We start from the raw sequence: 17549 nt of genomic DNA, 5'->3' as shown, positions 1-17549 counted from the left end.
TTTTATTGATAATTACCAAGTGGTCCGGTTGTTAACAAAGAGGAGTAACAAGAGGGAATGTGACTGGAAATAGAGTAAGCCAGCGATGCTAGAACGCTGGCTATATAGGATTATCCAAGTACGTTTAGTTGTTTCTTCAATTGACGTAAGGATTCTTTGAATCCAGCTACTTTGGCTTGTAGTGGTTTAAGAAGTGCTTTGCGTTGGCGTTTGTTTTTACGCGACGAAATACATAGTTTGCAGATCGCATAAACGTTGAACAACGTGAAACCAATGGCAGACATGGATATTAAGGCGTCTGAGTCACTGAAGGCTCCAGCAATAAAACCGATGAAAAATAGTAAATTCCATCCCCACCAAGCGTTGCTTCCGCGTACATCGGAATAGTTGACGAATGACTTGTCGGAATATTCTTTGTCTTTGGTTATGTTGTAAGCGTACTCAAAACAATAATAGTTTTGATCTTCAAATTCTAGGTAGCTGTCGGCAATAGCAAGCCAATCACCTACATCAACATCCCCTAAAATATCTTCAGAAAGTGTGAAAGTAACGGTTTGCCCAGAAACATACTCAAGTAACACTTTACCTTTAAGTGTGGATGAGCGGTTACGATAACTCGAGTGCTCGGTGTCATACGTTGAGTATTGGTAGTTACCACCGCGATAATGTTTGGTTTCTGTGGTAGTCGTAGTGCGACGTGTAATGTCGGATACATCTGCGTTGAGTGACAGCGATTTCACTCGAGCTAGAATGAATTCATTAGATACTTTACCTTGGCGAGCAGAATGCAGCACATAGTAATGGGTATAAGTATTTTGTGAGTAGTAAGAGTAGATTTCGTCCAAACGTTGCTGAATATCGCTGACAGAGATAGATGTTGGTTCGGAACTTGTTTGCGTGACAGCGTGTTGGGTAATATTTGGGTCTGAGTTGTTAGGTTCAAGCATTGGATCGACTGAACCAATATAACCAAAGTCTGACCCGGATAGTTGATGTGAAGTAAGTGCTGGTGATGGTTTTACTGCACTTTGGTTTCCACAACACACGCAGTATGCAGTATTTTCTGGTAGGCGAGCATTACATTGAATACAAATCACATCCGATGGCTGTTTATGCCGTTCAATGTTGTTGTACCCCAATTGGTACTTGGTAACATCAAGCAGTTTTTTAAATGAAGCATTTAGTGCTTCATGCTTTGCTGTGGCAATCTCAAATTTCTTTTTGTTTCGTTTTATCTCCAAGAACAGAGCAACTAAGGCGACAGCTACGGTAACGATCCATGCTGAATTCGCGCTAGAACCAGGGGCGCTGAATAAAGGAAGGGCGGTTAGTATGCCTGCAACAATCCAAAGCCAAGGAGACTTTTTACTAGGGGCTGGGTAAAGATTTTCTACCGTATAACGCTGACCCTCATTGTCATGAACCACCACACACGGAGCAGATTGATTATTTTTCACGAAACTTTTTGATTCGCGACTTTGCTTATAGAGCAGACTCATTGTAGTTGGGTAGTAGAGAGTTAGGATATCACCACGCCCAACTGAAGCAGTGTATTTGTGCTCTGCTGAAATTGAGGTCTCAATGATTTCGCCTTGATTGGTTTCTAGCTTGACCCACCAGTATGAGTATTCAAGGTTTTGTGAAGATGTTTTCGAAAAGCGTTTGTATAGCCTTGATTCAAGCACTCGACCCGTTTTCGCTTCTACATCCTTGTAATACTTTCGAACGTCGTCGAAAATATTTGGGTAGATATCTTCAACGCTGTGCTTTTCTGGTATGTCGGTGAGTACTTCGCCACAGTCAGCGCAGTATATGTCGCCATGAAATATCGTGCTTTGGCAATGTTTCATGTTAGGTTCCTATTTATATAAAAAAGGGGCAAATCATTTTGCCCCAGTAAAAGTGAAGTTAGCGAATGTCTCCAAGCAACATTGGCTTACCGAAGCCAAGCAATGTTGAGTTGCTTTGTTTAAAATACCCTTTCCAGAACTGCTCTAGCTTGTTCATCTTCTGAGCAGAAATGTACTGCTGGTTACCTGGAATAACACCTGTACCAATGACATAAACATCGGCTTGATTAAAGTTGGCAAACATTTGTGAAGCCGCCACGCGCTCAAGTTCTTGTTGCGGGTTGATCACGCGAGTCTGGTTACTTTTATAAAACGAAGTGATGTCAGAGTTTTCTAGCATGTCACTGACCAACAGTACGACTTTACGTTTTGCAGTTGATTGAGCCAGTACTTGGTTGCTGATATCCGTTAATGTACCAATTAACTCAGTGTTGGTTGGTTTATCTTGTGGTTCAAATGCCGTTTTTAAGGCAATTCCAACCTTGCTCAACATAAAGTTGTGTTGTTTCACTAGACATTTATCTAATGATTTCAGAACAGACTTTTTGATTTCACTGCGACTGTCGTCACTAAGTTGAGTATCTAGCTGACCGTTAAAGGCAACTTTAGTGAAGCTGTCTTGTGCGAACGATGAAAACTCAACCAGTTGTACTTTATCGCCTGGTTGGATAAATCGTTTTACGCTTTGGTATAGCTCTGATTTGATATCTTGGGCTAATGAGTGAGCCATCGTTTTATCGACCAAAATGACAAGCTCACGCTCGTTCGGCAGTTGGTAATATTCCGCAGGAACTTCACTCGTACAGCTTGGTACATCGTTACGTAGTGTTGCAGCGTTGGCAATTTGACTTACTAGTGCCAGTGCCGCACAAACAGCTAAGGTTACTTTTTTCATGTTAGTCCTTTATTGCGACATCGCTTGTTGTTGAAGGCGAGCAAGACGTTCTTCAGCGGTTTCCGGCTTAGGCTCATTGCTGATCGCTTTCAATGCAGTAACGATTTGTTCGTCGGTTAAGCCATCGAGATCGTTGTTTTTTACCTTGTGGATAATTTCAACGTCGCTAAGTACTGATGCTGTTGCCGCCGCCATTGTCGGTTGAGGTGCAGTTTCAGGAACTGGCTGATATGCAGGTTCTGACGCTAATGGCTGTGGTGCGACTTGTGGTGCAACTTGTTGAGTTGGCTGGTAGTCATGGTATTGAGTTTTAATCAATTCTGGTGTTTCAGCACTCTTTAGGGCACGTAGTTTGTAGTAGTTCAAGAAATTACGGCTTGAAGGATTGTTAGCTGCATAGATAACGTGTTGTTCGCCCGCGCTTCTTTGTGCATTGATCGCAATTTTACTTTGAAGGTGCGAGAGTACGCTTTGCGCTACACGTTCTACATTTGCTTGTTGTGCCGCATAGTATTCAATATATGCATTCACGTTAGAGAATTTGTAAGTGGCATCGTAAGCAGCGGATGACTCTTTACCTGAGAAGGTACTCTTAAAGCCAAGGTATATACTGTAAGCTTGCATTGCGGCAAAAATGACAGCTAGCATGATGAACGTCATCCAGCCACCTTTTTTGTGAGCGTTAATTGCATCCTTAAACGCCTTATCTTCTGCTTCATCGTTGTACGCTGTCAGCTCTGCAGGGGCGCTTTCTGCAAATGGGTCATTCACTTGAAATGGGCTATTTGCTTCTTGCTCATGACCACTAATCTCTTCAATTGCTAATTTTTCTAGCACTTGACCACGCACGTAAGTTGCGCCAACAGCAACGATGGAGATGAATACAATAGTGACGATACTCATGGTCCAAGACTTAGTAAAGCCAGCATTCGCTTTTGACAAACGGTTTGCCATTTGGCGCCAGCTTGGCTGGTTATCGTCAAGTGCGTTAGTTTTAGATTTCAAACCTACGTTTAAGTCAGGAGCAATCACCCCAGGTTTTTGTGGATCATGATTCCAGTGAAGACGGACTTTTCCGATTTGTTGGTTACGGTACAGCTCACCACCCATCGCATGAGTGAAGCCAACCAGTAGTACACTAATTAATAACGCAATACCGACAGCTGCTTGAATCTGGATAGACTCACTACCATCTTGAATAGTGAAGCCTGCTAGTACGTATGCAAAACCAGCTGCTTCAATCAACACCATAACCGACAAACCAAGCCAGGTGTACCACTTCATTGGAGCAATACCTGTATCACCTACTTTGTTTAGGTAGCGGCTTGATTGCTCGTAGTGGTACTCGTCAGCGTTGTATTGATCAAAAAATGGAAGGAAGCTGTTGCATACTTCGCGTTCTGAGTTAAACCAGCGTTGGTCGTCTAGCCCTAGGCGTTTTGACAAACGTGCGTTTTTGCCGATTAATGGTAGACGATAGTAGATAGCTTTTAGATATAAGTTGCACAGATCTCGGTTACTTAGGTAAACGACGACAGCAACAAGAATTGAGCTGATACCAGCCACAAGCATGCGGTTGAGTAGTAGCCAAGTTGTTAGTTCACTCATGATTATATTTTTCCTGGTTTATAGTCAGCAATCATTAAGCCTTTAGGGCCCTGATAGTAGATTTTTCCTGCAAACGCGCTAAAAACACCTTGTTTGTGTTTTTTGTCTACAGCGATATCAATACACTTAATTGGATAGTTTTGATCTTGTATAAATGCGCGATAGATAACACCTTCAGAGCCGTTGTAGATATTCACATCAACAGCTTTATGAGTTTTCTGAGGTTTTACCTTACTGTTGGAACTGTAACCTTCATAGACATAAACTGATGGACTTTCAGTTGCTTCTAAAGTGCTACGGTCGACTGCTAGAGGTGCCAACGCGACGAGATGGCTGTTAACTTTTCCACCCCAAGCTGTACGGTTCATACCCGGTAGGTAATCGGTTGTATGACGGTCATTGTCGCTGATTTTGAATACGGGGGTTGTAACGCTTGGTTCATCAAAGATACATGATGACTCATCAAGTGTATTTGCCACTGCTTGACCAATGATAGAGAAGCTATTGGTTTCACGTGCACCGATGTGGACAAACAAGTTGTCGTCTGTACCGCGATATGCCTCACCACCAAAATCAACGAAAGAGCGGTTATTACTGCTACGACGGTTGTTTTTATCGATTACATCATGGACTGCTGCGGTACTCTGAGTTGAAGTCGCTTGACCTTTTGCCACTTGCTGACTGACAGTTTTACTGCGTTTAGCTATGTTGTCAGTGGTTCTCAACTTTGCATAGCTAGGCTCAGTCGCTTTGTATCGCACATAGTTCGTAACGTACTCTGGTTTATTATCCAGTGTAACAACTTCAATCCGACGGTTTTCTGCTCGACCCTTTGCTGAGTTATTTGAAGCAATCGGTTGAGATTCACCAGCTCCGTAGATATAAATGTTTTCTCTAGGAATACCATTGCGAATCAATTCACGAGCTACGCTGCTTGCACGTTTAAGTGATACATCAGCATTCACTTTTGCCGAGCCTGTATTGTCAGTGTGACCAACGATCAATACAGCACTGCCGCTAGTTTTTACGGTTTCTGCATACTCGCTAAAGAAGCGTTTGTGTTTTGCACTAGATATGCTGGTTTGCCCCGAGCGGAATATATCGCCTTTAACAGTGGCGGAAAGCCCCACTACTTCAGAGTCGCCCACTACTTGTTCTATTTGCTCGGTTTTACCAGTTGATTCTGCCTCAATTATGGCTTTTGACTGAACAACAACCATACTATCGACTTCGTCGTCATCAGGGGAGCCGATGCGTTCAAATTCTACTTCGACATTTTGTTTAGCAGCCGCTTCAGCTAGTTTTGCTTCGCGTTGTGCCCAGTAATATCCAACCGAACATCCAACTAGTGCGCCGACACCTGCACCGATCCATGTGCCTTCCTTCCCGCCAATTGCTTTGCCTGCAAGACCACCAACGATCATCCCGCCAGCACAGCCGATCATGGTTGTGGTGCTAATGCCGCCATAATCTCCGGTACTTGAGCAGCTAGTTACCGCTAAAGATACACTTACCGCGATCGCTACTTTTTTAAAGTTTTGCATCATCTAATTCCGTGCATTTGTAAGTTATGTTGTGGGTTCGGTCATTGACCCAGTGAATGGAGAAAAGGTTACCTATTGGTTTGATTTCTAGCTCTTGAAGTAAGCCACTGGTGGATTCTTTCAATTGATATCGCCAGAGGTCGACATCTTCTGTCACCGCTAGGATTTGAAATTGATAATTTATCGAGCTTGGCATTCCTAACTGTTGTAATGGCTGATTAAACGTTGTTTTCAGGTTGACAGTTTTACGACCAAACAAAAAATTGAACGTGGTAATTTCTTCACCCGTGCGCAACTCTCCCGAATATTGTTTACATTCAGGAACTGGGAAAGGTGAATAAAACACATAGCTAGTGACAACAGCTAACAAGGCAGCCACTGAAAAAAAAGTCGTTCTTAGACCCATTTTTATCAGCTTTTGTTAATGATGATGAACTTTAAAGGGGGTGTACCGTGGAAAATGCAAAGAATTTGAGCCATCCATAAAGAAACCTATGCTTGCTGATGTGATTGTTAATGAATTTTTTTAGGGCAATTCTCACAAATATAACTAAATGGAATCAAGTGTTACTAAGCATAAAGTTTAGTTATAGTTTGTAAGTTGTGAGCTAGGTCAACTGATGGCAATGTGTTAGGTTGAATAATTGAGTGTGATTGTGGCGAAATTGTATGTTTGCGTTTTTGCCTTTGTGTCCATTTGGTTGTTTTTGAGTGTTTTTATTTTGAAGGGCTTGAATGGATATCACACAAGTTAGCCCAAATGGAACAAAAAGCATCGGTATGACCTGCCATTTAAGCTAAATTGTGTGTCGAACAATTGACCTTATGATAAACGTAATATTAGATTTTCTATAGAAGCTATCACTTGTTTTACTTTGTCTTGATCTAATGCTTGAGGATGAGGGGTGGCGAAGCTTTCAATGTCATTGTCGTAGTATTTACCATGTGCATCGGCAAACTCGTCAGAGAGCGCGGCTCTCACTAAGATGTCTGCGCCAAGGCGTAGATCTCCGCCAGCGATACCATAAGCATCTTTAACCATTTTGCTGCCCAAGAAGGATTTCGGGTTTACCGAAACAATCATTGGACCCCTGCTTTGATTGGCTAAACCGAGCGCACGAGACCACATGGTTAGAGCAAGCTTACTTTGCGCGTAAGCATCACCATCACCTAACGTTTTTTCACCATCAAGTGCAGCAAGGTTAACAGGCGCTTGCGCCGCAGAAGATAAGTTAACCACACGACCAGTCTCACCAAGTAGAGGCAGTAACTCTTTGGTTAGGTAGTAAGGCGCGAGGGTATTGACCACAAAGCGCACGTCTAAACCTTCTTTGGTTATCGTGTGTGGCGTGCTGTAAACGCCAGCATTGTTGATAAGCACATCAATTTTACCAAAGCGTTCACAAACCTCGGCAATCATGTCGCTAACTGATTTTAGATCTGAGAGATCCGCGGCTATCGATTCAACTTGCGCATCAGCAGAAAGCGCGGAGAGCTTAGCGACTGCCTGTTCAATTTTGGCAGGGTTACGACCGTGCACAATGACGTGATGACCTTGCTCGACCAGCATTGTCGCGGTAACAAAACCGATGCCGTCTGTTGCACCAGTGATCAGGATAACTTTCTGCATAATCAAATTCCTATAGAGATTAAAAACGGTCGTTACGCCAGCGCGTCAACACCTTCGATTAGAGCATGGTGGCTGATTGAGCCTGCACTACGTCCAGCAAGGTGCGGGGCATATTCAGGATCTTGCATGAAATCAAGCGCAGCTTGGCGAGATGGCCATTGGATGATAATGCGCAGTGCTGGATTTTCTCTATCACCTTCGAGGCGCTCATGAACACTGGTTCGAGCGATATATTTACCACCATGCTTTTCAACCAAACGGTTTGAGTTTTCAACATAGGCAGGAACCCAATCTTGCTTGGTTGGGGTTACTTCAAGGACCGAGTAGTAAATAGACATCGCCGTTCTCCTATAAATGGGCTGTATTTAGGATAGTCGATTGAACTTAGATGATAAGTAGTAGATTTTAGGAAAGACTTTTTAGATTTGGTTGAAGATAGAGTTTTGAGTTTGCTTTGCGCTATTCAAGAAAAAAGCCAGCGGGGGAGCTGACTTTGATCTTTCATTCGCAGATTCTGCGTTGAGCTTAGCGATTTGGGACTAGTTAGTGGCTAGTTGAACCGCTTGCTCTTTTTTTGCCTTGTTGTAACGCACCTTTTTAAGAGCGATAGCAACCGCGGCAGTGGTTACTACACCAATTGCCATAGCAAGTAGTGCCAGTAATGGTTTGTTGAACGCACCCAGTAGAACCACGATAGGACCACCGTGCGCAACACTACAAGTTAGACCGAACATAAAGCCAAGCACACACGCGACAGCAGAGCCGATCATGTTCGCAGGGATAACGGTAAATGGGTCACGTGCGGCAAATGGAATTGCACCTTCAGAGATACCGACCATGCCCATTGCCGTCGCCGCTTTGGCGTTTTCGACTTCTTCGCCTTCAAATAGCTTCATGCGGCTACCGACAAATGCAGCAAGTGCCATGCCTAGTGGTGCTACAGGAATTGCAGCGGCTTGCGCGCCCATAAATTGGGTTTGACCTTCAGCAATAAGACCCACACTGAATAGGAACGCCACCTTACCAAATGGACCACCCATGTCGAAACCTTGCATCAAACCAATCACCAAACCGATAAGAATCACGTTACCGGTAGACAGGTTTGCAAGTACGTTGTTCATGGTTTCCATGATGTCAGCGATAGGTGCGCCGATAACAAAGATAAAGACAGCAGCAATAAACAGTGAGCCCGCGATTGGCGCAATCATAATCGGCACTAGCGGCTGAATCATCTTCGAGTAGTTAAAGCTAACAATCCACTTAACGAAGTAACCGACTAACAGACCCGCGATAATCGCACCAATAAAGCCAGTACCTGCATCCGCATTGTAGAAAGAACCGTTGTTGGCAATCCAGCCGCCAATCATGCCCGGAGCAAGACCTGGACGGTCGGCAATTGCGTAAGCGATGTAACCTGCCAGAATTGGGATCATCAAGGTGAAACCAACCACACCGACATCGAGGATTTTATTCCAGAAGCTGCCTTGAGGTATCGCCAGACCACCCGGTGTTGGTTCACCGCCAATCGCTAGTGATAGCGCGATCAAGATACCGCCCACCACAACGAACGGGATCATGTGTGATACACCATTCATTAGGTATTTGTAGAGATCTTTACCACTGCCACCTGGGCTGGTTGTCGCTTGCGCAGAGTTTGTTTTACCGTCACCTTCATACAAAGGCGCTTCCAGTGCTTGTTCAATTAAAGATCTCGATTCCTTGATCGCTTTTTTAACCCCGGTGATCACCACGCGTTTGCCTTTAAAGCGGTTAAGGTCGACTTGTTTGTCACACGCCACCACAATCGCATCAGCACGTTCTATTTCTTCAGCCGTTGGCACGTTTTTCACGCCCACTGAGCCGTTGGTTTCCACTTTGCACTCATAGCCCATTTCAGCTGCGGCATTTTCAATGCCTTCAGCAGCAAGGTAGGTATGCGCTACCCCAACCGGACAGCCAGTAACACCGATAATAAAGCCTTTGCTTGCTGACGCTTGCACGGGCTCGACTTTCTCTTCTGCGGTCAGTAGTGCTAGTGCTTCTTCGTTGGTTTGTGCATTGCGCAGGTTTTCTAGAAAAGTGGGTTCAACGATTTTAGAAGAAAGCTTAGCTAGTACTTCAACATGGAAGTTGCTGGCTTGTTTCGGCGAAGCAATCATAAAGAACAGATTCGATGGTTGACCGTCTTCCGCGCCGTATTCGATGCCGTGTTTGCTGATGCCGACCGCGATGGCAGGTGACAGTACCGCTGCACTTTTCGCGTGTGGCAGAGCAATGCCATCTTCAAAACCTGTGTTACCGGTTTCTTCACGAGCCCATACATCTTTAACAAATTGCTGGTGGTCAGATACTTTTCCCGCGTCGACAAGCACTTGCGCTAGCTCATTAAATACCGATTCTTTGTCGGTAGCAGTCAAATCGAGTTTGATTAGCTGCGTATTGAGGATCTCATTCATCATAGTGTGGATCTCTTTGTGTAGGGTTTGAATTTATGTATTTACAAATTTAAGTGAATCTTAGTGATGCATTTGTTAGTTAAGATTGATCTAAATCAGTATATTGACCGAGTTAAGGCTTATTTGTAGGGAAGTGTGAAGTGGCTAACGAATGTTCAGCGGTTCGAAGTTGAGCAAGTTCACGTTTCTACTTGTACTGTCAAGTTGCTGAAGAGTAGAGAGAACTGAGAGTTGAGAAGCGAGAGAGATTAGAGGGAAATAAGAACTGAGAGGTGAGAAACGAGAGAAAAGAGAAGAATTGAGAGGTGAGAAACGAGAATGGGTACGTTGATAAAAAAGCACAGCTATACATCTCGCATAGCTGCGCTAAGGTTTTGATTATCGGATAGAAACGGTGGTTAAGTCATTGGAAACTAGGGTTTCTATTGTGTATTGCGCCAATACCGAATGGAGCAAATAGACATTGTGTTTTATCGATAGGCAGAGGTGGTTTGGCTCAACGCGAAGTAAAAACGCTTCTTGCTCGTTAAGGATTTTGCCTGAAATGGTTTTCGCGTCGTGGCTGATATTATGCCCTGCTTGTTGTTCGATATAGGTCAGAACCGACTGCTCACAATGGTTTTCGCTAAAATCTGGGAACAAGCTTTTTGGCATCCAGGTTTCTTCTAAAATCGCCGGCTCACCGTTGATAATACGCATACGCTTAAAGTGATGCAGCTTTGCGCCAACCTCAATGCGAAACTTGTCTGCCAAGGCTTGGTCTGCTTTGACGGAAGCGAACTGCAACACAATGTTTTTCAGGTCGGTGTCTTTGTTTATACGCTCAGAAATACTGGTTAAGTTGTTGTCTTGATAGAACTCTGGTGGGTTTACAAATATGCCAGAACCCTGTCTAGAATGGACAAATGACTCCTGCTTAAGTTTGTCGATCGCCTTTCTAAGAGTCGGGCGACTGACACCAAACTGACTAGATAGCGCGTGCTCGCCATCGAGCTGAGACCAAGCAGGGTATAGACCACTGACGATGTCTGTTTTTATCGCCTGATAAACTTCAACGTACTTCATAACACAACTTATCACTTTACAAATAGTCGGCTCTTGGTAGTAAAAAACAGACCTGTTAACACATATACAGGTTATGTTTTTATTGAATGAGCCATTAATGCTGAGGATGTTAGCAGAAATTAGGGCAAGAAAACAAAGCGATTGGTTCGTTTTTGTAACGCATGATCAAGATCATCATTTTTAGAAATGCCATGTTATTTGTATTTACATATTTTAAGTGTGGATTTATGGTTAGCTCATAAAGATAACGAGGAGCCCTACCATGTCATCCAAAATTGAGAACAACCCAAGCCAAGTTGATGTAAACAAGAAAATCCCATGTGAGAAGCCTGCTAGTGTGCAGCTAAATATCATGGAGGCGTACACTCGTGCCCATCATAATGAAAGTAACGTTTATCAACGTGAAGTTGCCTGTTTGTCAGAGCTTTACCCAGTTCTATTTAGACAACTAGAAGCAGAAGACTGCGTGGTGGGACGTTTAGATGCTTTGCCAATCGGTTTTGGTAGCGTGACCTCGGTAGGTGGTGTCGGTCACTACTGTAATTTCGACAAACTGGAAGCGTTTAAAAGTGAGCTCGAAGAGCACGATCATGCCCGTGTCGATGAGCTACTTAGCTACTGGCAAGATCGCGACACTCGCTCTATCTACTTCCGTCAAACCATTACTGAAACCACGCTAGGTAAGTTTGTTGACGTTAATTACCCAGCGATTGCGACTGCACGTTTGAGCGGTATGTACCTTGATTACAACACCTTGATCGACAATGGCATCAACGGCATGCGTGCGCGTATCAAAGACCAATTGGCGGCAGCAAAACAGGTCGGTGATGAAAAGGCAATTTCACTGCATACGGCGTTTTTAGGCTGTTTCGACATTGTCGAGCGCGTGATTGATTTTCATATCAAGCTTTGCGCACAAGAGTTAGAGCGTACTGGCGATCTAACGCGCAAGCATCAGATGAATGATTTGATTGATGCGCTAAACGCGATTCGCACCGACAAGCCACAAACCTTCCTACAAGGTATTCAGCTTTCATGGCTTTACAGCTTGTGTTCTGGGGTGGTGAACTTCGGTCGTATGGATGATTACCTTGGTGATTTGCTGGTGGGCGATCTTGAGGCTGGGCGCATTACTGAACGCCAAGCGATCAACTACATTCGCTCTCACTATCGTTTAATTGAAGCGCGTAAAACCACGGTTAACGGTCGTGTTGTGGTCGGTGGCTTAGGTCGTCGTAACCCAGACAATGCCGATGTTTACTGCAAACTTGCCATTCAAGCGGTGCGTGAGAATAAAGATACTGAACCGCAATTTACCTTACGTATCTACAAAGGCATGAATCAAGCGGTTTACCAAGATGCGCTCGATGCAATTGGTGAAGGGTTAACTTACCCAATTTTGTACAACGATGACGTTAACGTGCCTGCGGTAATGAACTCGATGCAGATCTCGCAAAGTGATGCTGAGCATTATGTACCGTTTGGCTGTGGTGAGTTTGTCTTGTCAGGCAAAAGTGTCGGCACGCCAAATACCTGTATCAATATTCTAAAGATTCTCAATATCGCCCTGACTGGCGGTACCGATTTCTGGGATGGACAGGATAAAAGCGGTGGCACAGCCCTGCTACAGCCAGAGCAAATCACTTGCTTTGATGATGTAATGCAAAACTACAAAGATTTGCTCGATTACTACATCGAACTGACCTCAAATGCGCAATCATTCTCGTATAAGGTGATGAACCAAGAAGTCGGTTTCTTGTTCACCAGTATCTTGACTGATGACTGTATCGGTCGCAGCAAAGCGCTACTAGATGGCGGTGTGTATAAGCTTGGCGGCACTAATGAAACTTACGGTAACACCAATGCGTATGACTCGTTGGCGGCGATCAAGAAAGTTATCTTTGAAGATAACAAATACAGCTATACCGAATTGATTCAAGCGCTTAAGGTTAACTTCGACGGCTATGACCGCATGAAGTATGACTTAATCAATGCGCCGAAGTTTGGTAACGACGATGCGTATGTGGATGACATTGCCGTCGAGATGCACGAATACATCTGTAATGGCATTAAAGACTCGGCAGCCAAAGTCGGCATGGACAGTTACCTAGTGGTGATCATCAATAACCAAGTGAACACCGAATGGGGACGTGCAACCAGTGCTTCTGCTGATGGTCGTCATCGCGGCGTTTATATGAGTAATGCCAATAACCCGCAAAGTGGTGCCGATAAGAATGGTCCAACTGCGATGCTGAACTCATTAGTGAAGCTCAAAGCTGAAGTTCATGCAGGCTCAGTGCAAAACATGAAGTTCAGCAAAAACATGTACCAAAACAAGCGCATGATTGTTGAAGCGCTGCTTGATGGCTACTTTGAGCAAGGCGGTCCACAGATCATGGTCAGTGTTGTCGGTAAAGGGGAGCTAGAAGATGCCTACCACAACCCAGAGAAATACCCGAACTTAGTCGTTCGTGTCGGTGGTTTTAGTGCCAAGTTCGTTAACCTCGATAAAGACGTGCAGCTAGAAATCTTAAACCGCACGCTTAACGACTAACTCTCTAACCAATAACACTAGCATTAGGGTGACTAGGCTGTTTTAGGTCACCCTCTTTTTTCCCGCTTTGATTTTATTGAGGCTCGCTATGCCAACCAATTCTGCTACCAATCAAACCACGGCGACCACTGCCACCCAACCTATGGGTATTGTATTTGATATTCAAAAGTTCAGTGTCAATGATGGCCCGGGTGTGCGCACTGCTGTGTTTATGAAAGGCTGTCAAATGAAGTGTTTGTGGTGCCATAACCCTGAATCACTGAGTGGTAAAAAGCAGTTGGCCTTTAATGCGCAAAAATGCATTGGTTGCCGCAGCTGTGAGCAAGTCTGCCCTAACGGTGTGCACAGTTTTACCGAACAAGGGCTGCATTTAGTCGACTTTGGCGTTTGCCAAGCGTGTGGGTTGTGCGTTGATGCCTGTATGCAGGACGCGCTAAAAATTTACGGCAGAGAAATGTCGGTCGATGAAGTATTTGCCGAAGTGATTAAAGACAAAGTCTACTTTGATAAATCAGGCGGCGGCATTACGCTTTCTGGTGGCGAGGCGTTAAAGCAGTTTGATTTCTGTTTAGCGCTGGCGAAAAAGTGCAAGCAGCATGGTATTCATGTTTGCATTGAAACCAACGGTGCGTCTAAAGCAGATCATTACCGCGACATTGCCCCGTATGTGGATCTGTTTTTGTTTGACTATAAGGCGACAGGCGACACGCTACATAAACAACTTACCGGTATGACGCGTAAGCTGGTTGATGCCAACCTTAAGTTGTTAAATGAGATTGGCGCGCAGGTGATTTTGCGCTGCCCGATCATCCCAGGTTATAACCTCTCCGATCAACACTTTGCTGCAATCGCGCACCTTGGTGAGTCGATGGCAAATATTCAGAAGGTGGAAGTGCTGCCGTATCATAATTTTGGTAAAGGCAAAGCGACCGAGATTGGTCGTGAATACAGCGTAGAAGCCGAACTTCCTGAGGATGAGTTGGTTAATCAGTGGCTTGAGAAGATCCGAAGCTATGGGGAAGTCGAGGTGACGTTGAGTTAAAGAGGGAGCTTTGTTTTTTAGTGTCTGCTGAACTAAAACATTGTCATTCTCGCGCATGCGGGAATCTCGCTTTTAATAGTTGTTAAGTAGTCGCGATGGAGTATGTCCCGCTTATTACTCATGCACATCCCATGAGCTTATTCGTAAGCGGTCCAGTTACTCTTTGCCTTGCCAAAGAGTAACCAGAAAGGCGCTTTTTATGCGTAGGTGTTGTCCGACCGGTTTCAATCCTATCTATTTGAGAAGTTATCGGATTTTGACCGTCTTTGAGGATTGTTCAGGAAACTATTGTTTGAATAAGCATTATTAGCCAAAGATAGATCTGTTATTGGCATCAAAGGTTGATGTTGTCCTCTTGTGCTTTCTCTATAAGCCACTCAACAAAGACTTTAACTCTTGGACTTTGGCTCATGTAAGGGGTGATAGCGTAATAGTCGTGCTTACAATTAAGTTCTAGGTTTGGGAAGGGCTTAACCAGAACCCCGCTTTCAATATGCTTATCTATCAATCGACTACGTCCAATGGCCACGCCACCATGATTTATTGCTGAAATAATCGATAGGTCTGAACGGTCAAAGCCAACTTTGCGACAATCATCCAACCAATCGATACCAAACGACTCTGCCCAAAACGACCATTCACTAAATTCTGACTTGTAATCCCAAGCCTGCTTGTCGTATAGCAAAGTGCAGTTAGCAAGAGCGTCAACGCAGCCTATGAGCTGGTGATCTTCCGCATATTGAGGGCTACACACAGCGACAATTGATTCGCTCATTAGTTTTTCGTGATGGATGCCTTCAGGGGTCTTGTCATCATAGTAGATAGCAACATCAACGTTGTAATTGTTGAAGTTAATGTATTCATTGCCCGTAAGGATGTTTAGGTCTATCAGCGGATATTTCTTGTAGAAATCAGTCAGCTTAGGAACTAGCCAGCACTGAGCAATGGATGGCCTGGAGTATATAGATAGCTGACCGGAAAGTTCGCTGCTTTTGATTTCACTAATCTCTTGGTTTATTGCTTGCAGTGAAGAATACAATGAAGAATAAACACGCTCTCCTTCACTGGTGATCTTTATCTTTCGGTGATATCGATGGAAAAGCTTAAATCCAAGTTCTTCTTCAAGAATATTGATCCGGTGGCTAACTGCGCTAGGAGTTAGAGAAAGTTCCTCAGCAGCCAGTGAGAATGATTGGTGACGTGCGGCAGCCTCAAAAGTATGAAGTTTTGATAGTTGGTGGCTGCTCAATGCCCAATCTTTAGTTCGGTTACTGTTATTTGTGTACATGGTAGATACATGGTGAAAGTGCCAACTTAGTGGTGAGCTAGAATACTATCAGCAACAGCCAGAAACACGCAAAATGCTCAAGTTTTAACGAAAATACCCAATAAAGACAAAAAATGTGAAGTCATCCCCTTCTTGTTTCAATCTAGCTCAACTTAGTTGTGAATTTTGATCGTTTGACCGTTCTGTCGGATAACCCGAAAATTATACCCCATAGCAATATTAAAAGTTGCTCCACTACTTGATATACAACTTTGCTCCTTAATCACAAAATAAAGAGATAGAAATGAACCCAGAGAAACTAGCCGAGCTTACTTCTAGCTTCCCACTTCTACACAACCTCATGAACTTAGAAGAACTAGTTTGGTTTAATCCAAATGCAACAACTCTTGAGGTTGGTCTTCCTTACGTGGGACTTGATGAAAATGACGTTCAGGACGCAAGTGAACGACTTAAGCGCTTCGCGCCATACTTGTGTAAAGCATTCCCTGAACTGGAGGCAACCAATGGCATTATTGAATCTGAGGTTCAAGCAATTCCTGCAATGCAGAAGCATTTATGCGGTCACTACGGGGTAAAAATCTCTGGCAAGATGCTAATGAAGAAAGACAGCCATCTTCCAATCTCTGGCTCTATCAAGGCGCGAGGTGGCATTTATGAGGTTCTTAAACACGCTGAAGAGCTAGCGATTAATGCTGGGCTGCTTTCAGTGGAAGACAATTACGAAAAGCTTTACTCGAATGAGCTTAAGGCGTTCTTTAGCGAACACAGTATCGCAGTGGGCTCTACGGGTAACTTAGGTATGTCCATTGGTATCATCAGTGCAAAGCTTGGCTTTCAGGTAAGTGTTCACATGTCAGCTGACGCGAGAACGTGGAAGAAGAACAAGCTTCGTTCTTTAGGTGTAACAGTTGTGGAGTACGAGCAAGATTACGGCGTTGCTGTTGAGAAAGGTCGCGAAGATGCGAAAGGTGACCCAAAGTGTTTCTTCATCGATGATGAGAATTCAAGAAACCTTTTTCTAGGTTACTCAGTTGCTGGTGAGCGACTTAAGAAGCAGTTTGAAGATATGGGTATCAAAGTTGATAGCAACAATCCATTGTTCGTTTACCTGCCGTGCGGTGTAGGTGGTGGTCCGGGCGGAGTTGCATTCGGTCTCAAGCTCGCATTTGGTGACAATGTCCGTTGTATTTTTGCAGAACCCACGCACTCTCCTTGCATGCTGCTTGGCGTTTATACAGGTCTGCATGACGATATCTCTGTTCAAGATCTTGGCATCGATAACATCACGGCAGCAGACGGTCTAGCGGTTGGTCGTGCTTCTGGTTTTGTTGGTCGTGCAATGGAGCGTCTGCTTGATGGCTTCTACACAATTACGGACGAGAACATGTACAAGCACTTGGGCGACCTTTCAGAGCTAGAGAATGTGCAATTAGAGCCTTCAGCACTATCTGGCATGGTTGGTCCTGTTCACGTATCAAAGGATAAAGGTTACCAAGAGCGAATGGGTTTTACAGCGGAGATGCTAGAGAACGCAACACACCTTGTATGGGCTACTGGTGGCGGCATGGTTCCGGCAGAAGAAATGACGGCGTACCTAACGAAGTCAGCCCGATAGTA

General features: G+C 44.3%; 13 protein-coding genes. 3 read left to right on the top strand and 10 right to left on the bottom strand.

Annotated elements, in window-relative coordinates; translation table 11 throughout:
- Window positions 1-110: 110 nt before the first annotated feature.
- The 9 genes from GZN30_RS20415 to GZN30_RS20375 all read right to left on the bottom strand — a co-directional run bounded on the left by GZN30_RS20415 (window position 111) and on the right by GZN30_RS20375 (window position 11048).
- Window positions 111-1850: a hypothetical protein gene (locus GZN30_RS20415; protein WP_075648489.1), complete on the bottom strand. Its 1740-nt coding sequence runs from the start codon at window positions 1848-1850 to the stop codon at window positions 111-113.
- 58 nt (window positions 1851-1908) lie between these two features.
- Complete coding sequence (locus GZN30_RS20410; protein WP_075648487.1) at window positions 1909-2745, bottom strand: hypothetical protein; 837 nt, start codon at window positions 2743-2745, stop codon at window positions 1909-1911.
- Window positions 2746-2754: 9 nt separating this feature from the next.
- On the bottom strand, window positions 2755-4353 hold the full coding sequence (locus GZN30_RS20405) for a hypothetical protein (protein ID WP_232060547.1): 1599 nt from the start codon (window positions 4351-4353) through the stop codon (window positions 2755-2757).
- Window positions 4354-4355: 2 nt separating this feature from the next.
- Entirely contained in the window at window positions 4356-5897 is a 1542-nt protein-coding gene (locus tag GZN30_RS20400) for an OmpA family protein (RefSeq protein ID WP_075648485.1), read from the bottom strand.
- Complete coding sequence (locus GZN30_RS20395) at window positions 5884-6303, bottom strand: hypothetical protein (RefSeq protein ID WP_075648483.1); 420 nt, start codon at window positions 6301-6303, stop codon at window positions 5884-5886. The genes GZN30_RS20400 and GZN30_RS20395 overlap by 14 nt, the downstream gene beginning before the upstream one ends.
- 417 nt (window positions 6304-6720) lie before the next feature.
- Window positions 6721-7527, bottom strand: coding sequence for an SDR family NAD(P)-dependent oxidoreductase (locus GZN30_RS20390; protein WP_075648481.1), 807 nt, complete (start codon window positions 7525-7527; stop codon window positions 6721-6723).
- A 32-nt stretch (window positions 7528-7559) separates the two neighbouring features.
- Window positions 7560-7865 (bottom strand): DUF1330 domain-containing protein, encoded by a 306-nt coding sequence (locus tag GZN30_RS20385; RefSeq protein ID WP_075648479.1) that lies wholly within the window; start codon window positions 7863-7865, stop codon window positions 7560-7562.
- Between the two features lie 201 nt (window positions 7866-8066).
- Window positions 8067-9986 carry a PTS fructose transporter subunit IIABC gene (locus GZN30_RS20380; protein WP_075648478.1) on the bottom strand — a complete coding sequence of 640 codons (1920 nt, stop codon included), beginning with the start codon at window positions 9984-9986 and terminating at the stop codon, window positions 8067-8069.
- A 375-nt stretch (window positions 9987-10361) separates the two neighbouring features.
- Window positions 10362-11048, bottom strand: a complete 687-nt coding sequence (locus GZN30_RS20375; RefSeq protein ID WP_075648476.1) for a GntR family transcriptional regulator — start codon at window positions 11046-11048, stop codon at window positions 10362-10364.
- 262 nt (window positions 11049-11310) lie between these two features.
- Between GZN30_RS20375 and GZN30_RS20370 the strand changes: the two genes are divergently transcribed.
- Entirely contained in the window at window positions 11311-13602 is a 2292-nt protein-coding gene (locus GZN30_RS20370; RefSeq protein ID WP_075648474.1) for a pyruvate formate lyase family protein, read from the top strand.
- An 88-nt stretch (window positions 13603-13690) separates the two neighbouring features.
- Window positions 13691-14644, top strand: a complete 954-nt coding sequence (locus tag GZN30_RS20365; protein ID WP_083627137.1) for a glycyl-radical enzyme activating protein — start codon at window positions 13691-13693, stop codon at window positions 14642-14644.
- Between the two features lie 334 nt (window positions 14645-14978).
- On the opposite strand, the gene dsdC is transcribed toward GZN30_RS20365, so the two are convergent.
- Window positions 14979-15932 carry a DNA-binding transcriptional regulator DsdC gene (dsdC, locus tag GZN30_RS20360; RefSeq protein ID WP_075648472.1) on the bottom strand — a complete coding sequence of 318 codons (954 nt, stop codon included), beginning with the start codon at window positions 15930-15932 and terminating at the stop codon, window positions 14979-14981.
- Between the two features lie 283 nt (window positions 15933-16215).
- On the opposite strand from dsdC, the gene GZN30_RS20355 reads away from it, so the two are divergent.
- Complete coding sequence (locus GZN30_RS20355; RefSeq protein WP_075648471.1) at window positions 16216-17547, top strand: D-serine ammonia-lyase; 1332 nt, start codon at window positions 16216-16218, stop codon at window positions 17545-17547.
- Window positions 17548-17549 lie beyond the last annotated feature (2 nt).

This window comes from Vibrio ponticus (assembly GCF_009938225.1).
GTDB classification, from domain to species: Bacteria; Pseudomonadota; Gammaproteobacteria; order Enterobacterales; family Vibrionaceae; genus Vibrio; species Vibrio ponticus.
Note: the sequence above shows the minus strand (reverse complement) of the source record. Positions and strands in the feature narration are given on the sequence as shown.

Excerpts from the sequence above, each read along its gene's own strand:
- GZN30_RS20400 (WP_075648485.1), bottom strand. The coding sequence starts at position 5,897 with ATGCAAAACTTTAAAAAAGTAGCGATCGCGGTAAGTGTATCTTTAGCG.
- GZN30_RS20405 (WP_232060547.1), bottom strand. The coding sequence starts at position 4,353 with ATGAGTGAACTAACAACTTGGCTACTACTCAACCGCATGCTTGTGGCT.
- GZN30_RS20390 (WP_075648481.1), bottom strand. The coding sequence starts at position 7,527 with ATGCAGAAAGTTATCCTGATCACTGGTGCAACAGACGGCATCGGTTTT.
- GZN30_RS20370 (WP_075648474.1), top strand. The coding sequence starts at position 11,311 with ATGTCATCCAAAATTGAGAACAACCCAAGCCAAGTTGATGTAAACAAG.
- GZN30_RS20355 (WP_075648471.1), top strand. The coding sequence starts at position 16,216 with ATGAACCCAGAGAAACTAGCCGAGCTTACTTCTAGCTTCCCACTTCTA.
- GZN30_RS20385 (WP_075648479.1), bottom strand. The coding sequence starts at position 7,865 with ATGTCTATTTACTACTCGGTCCTTGAAGTAACCCCAACCAAGCAAGAT.
- GZN30_RS20415 (WP_075648489.1), bottom strand. The coding sequence starts at position 1,850 with ATGAAACATTGCCAAAGCACGATATTTCATGGCGACATATACTGCGCT.
- GZN30_RS20380 (WP_075648478.1), bottom strand. The coding sequence starts at position 9,986 with ATGATGAATGAGATCCTCAATACGCAGCTAATCAAACTCGATTTGACT.
- GZN30_RS20410 (WP_075648487.1), bottom strand. The coding sequence starts at position 2,745 with ATGAAAAAAGTAACCTTAGCTGTTTGTGCGGCACTGGCACTAGTAAGT.
- GZN30_RS20395 (WP_075648483.1), bottom strand. The coding sequence starts at position 6,303 with ATGGGTCTAAGAACGACTTTTTTTTCAGTGGCTGCCTTGTTAGCTGTT.
- dsdC (WP_075648472.1), bottom strand. The coding sequence starts at position 15,932 with ATGTACACAAATAACAGTAACCGAACTAAAGATTGGGCATTGAGCAGC.
- GZN30_RS20375 (WP_075648476.1), bottom strand. The coding sequence starts at position 11,048 with ATGAAGTACGTTGAAGTTTATCAGGCGATAAAAACAGACATCGTCAGT.
- GZN30_RS20365 (WP_083627137.1), top strand. The coding sequence starts at position 13,691 with ATGCCAACCAATTCTGCTACCAATCAAACCACGGCGACCACTGCCACC.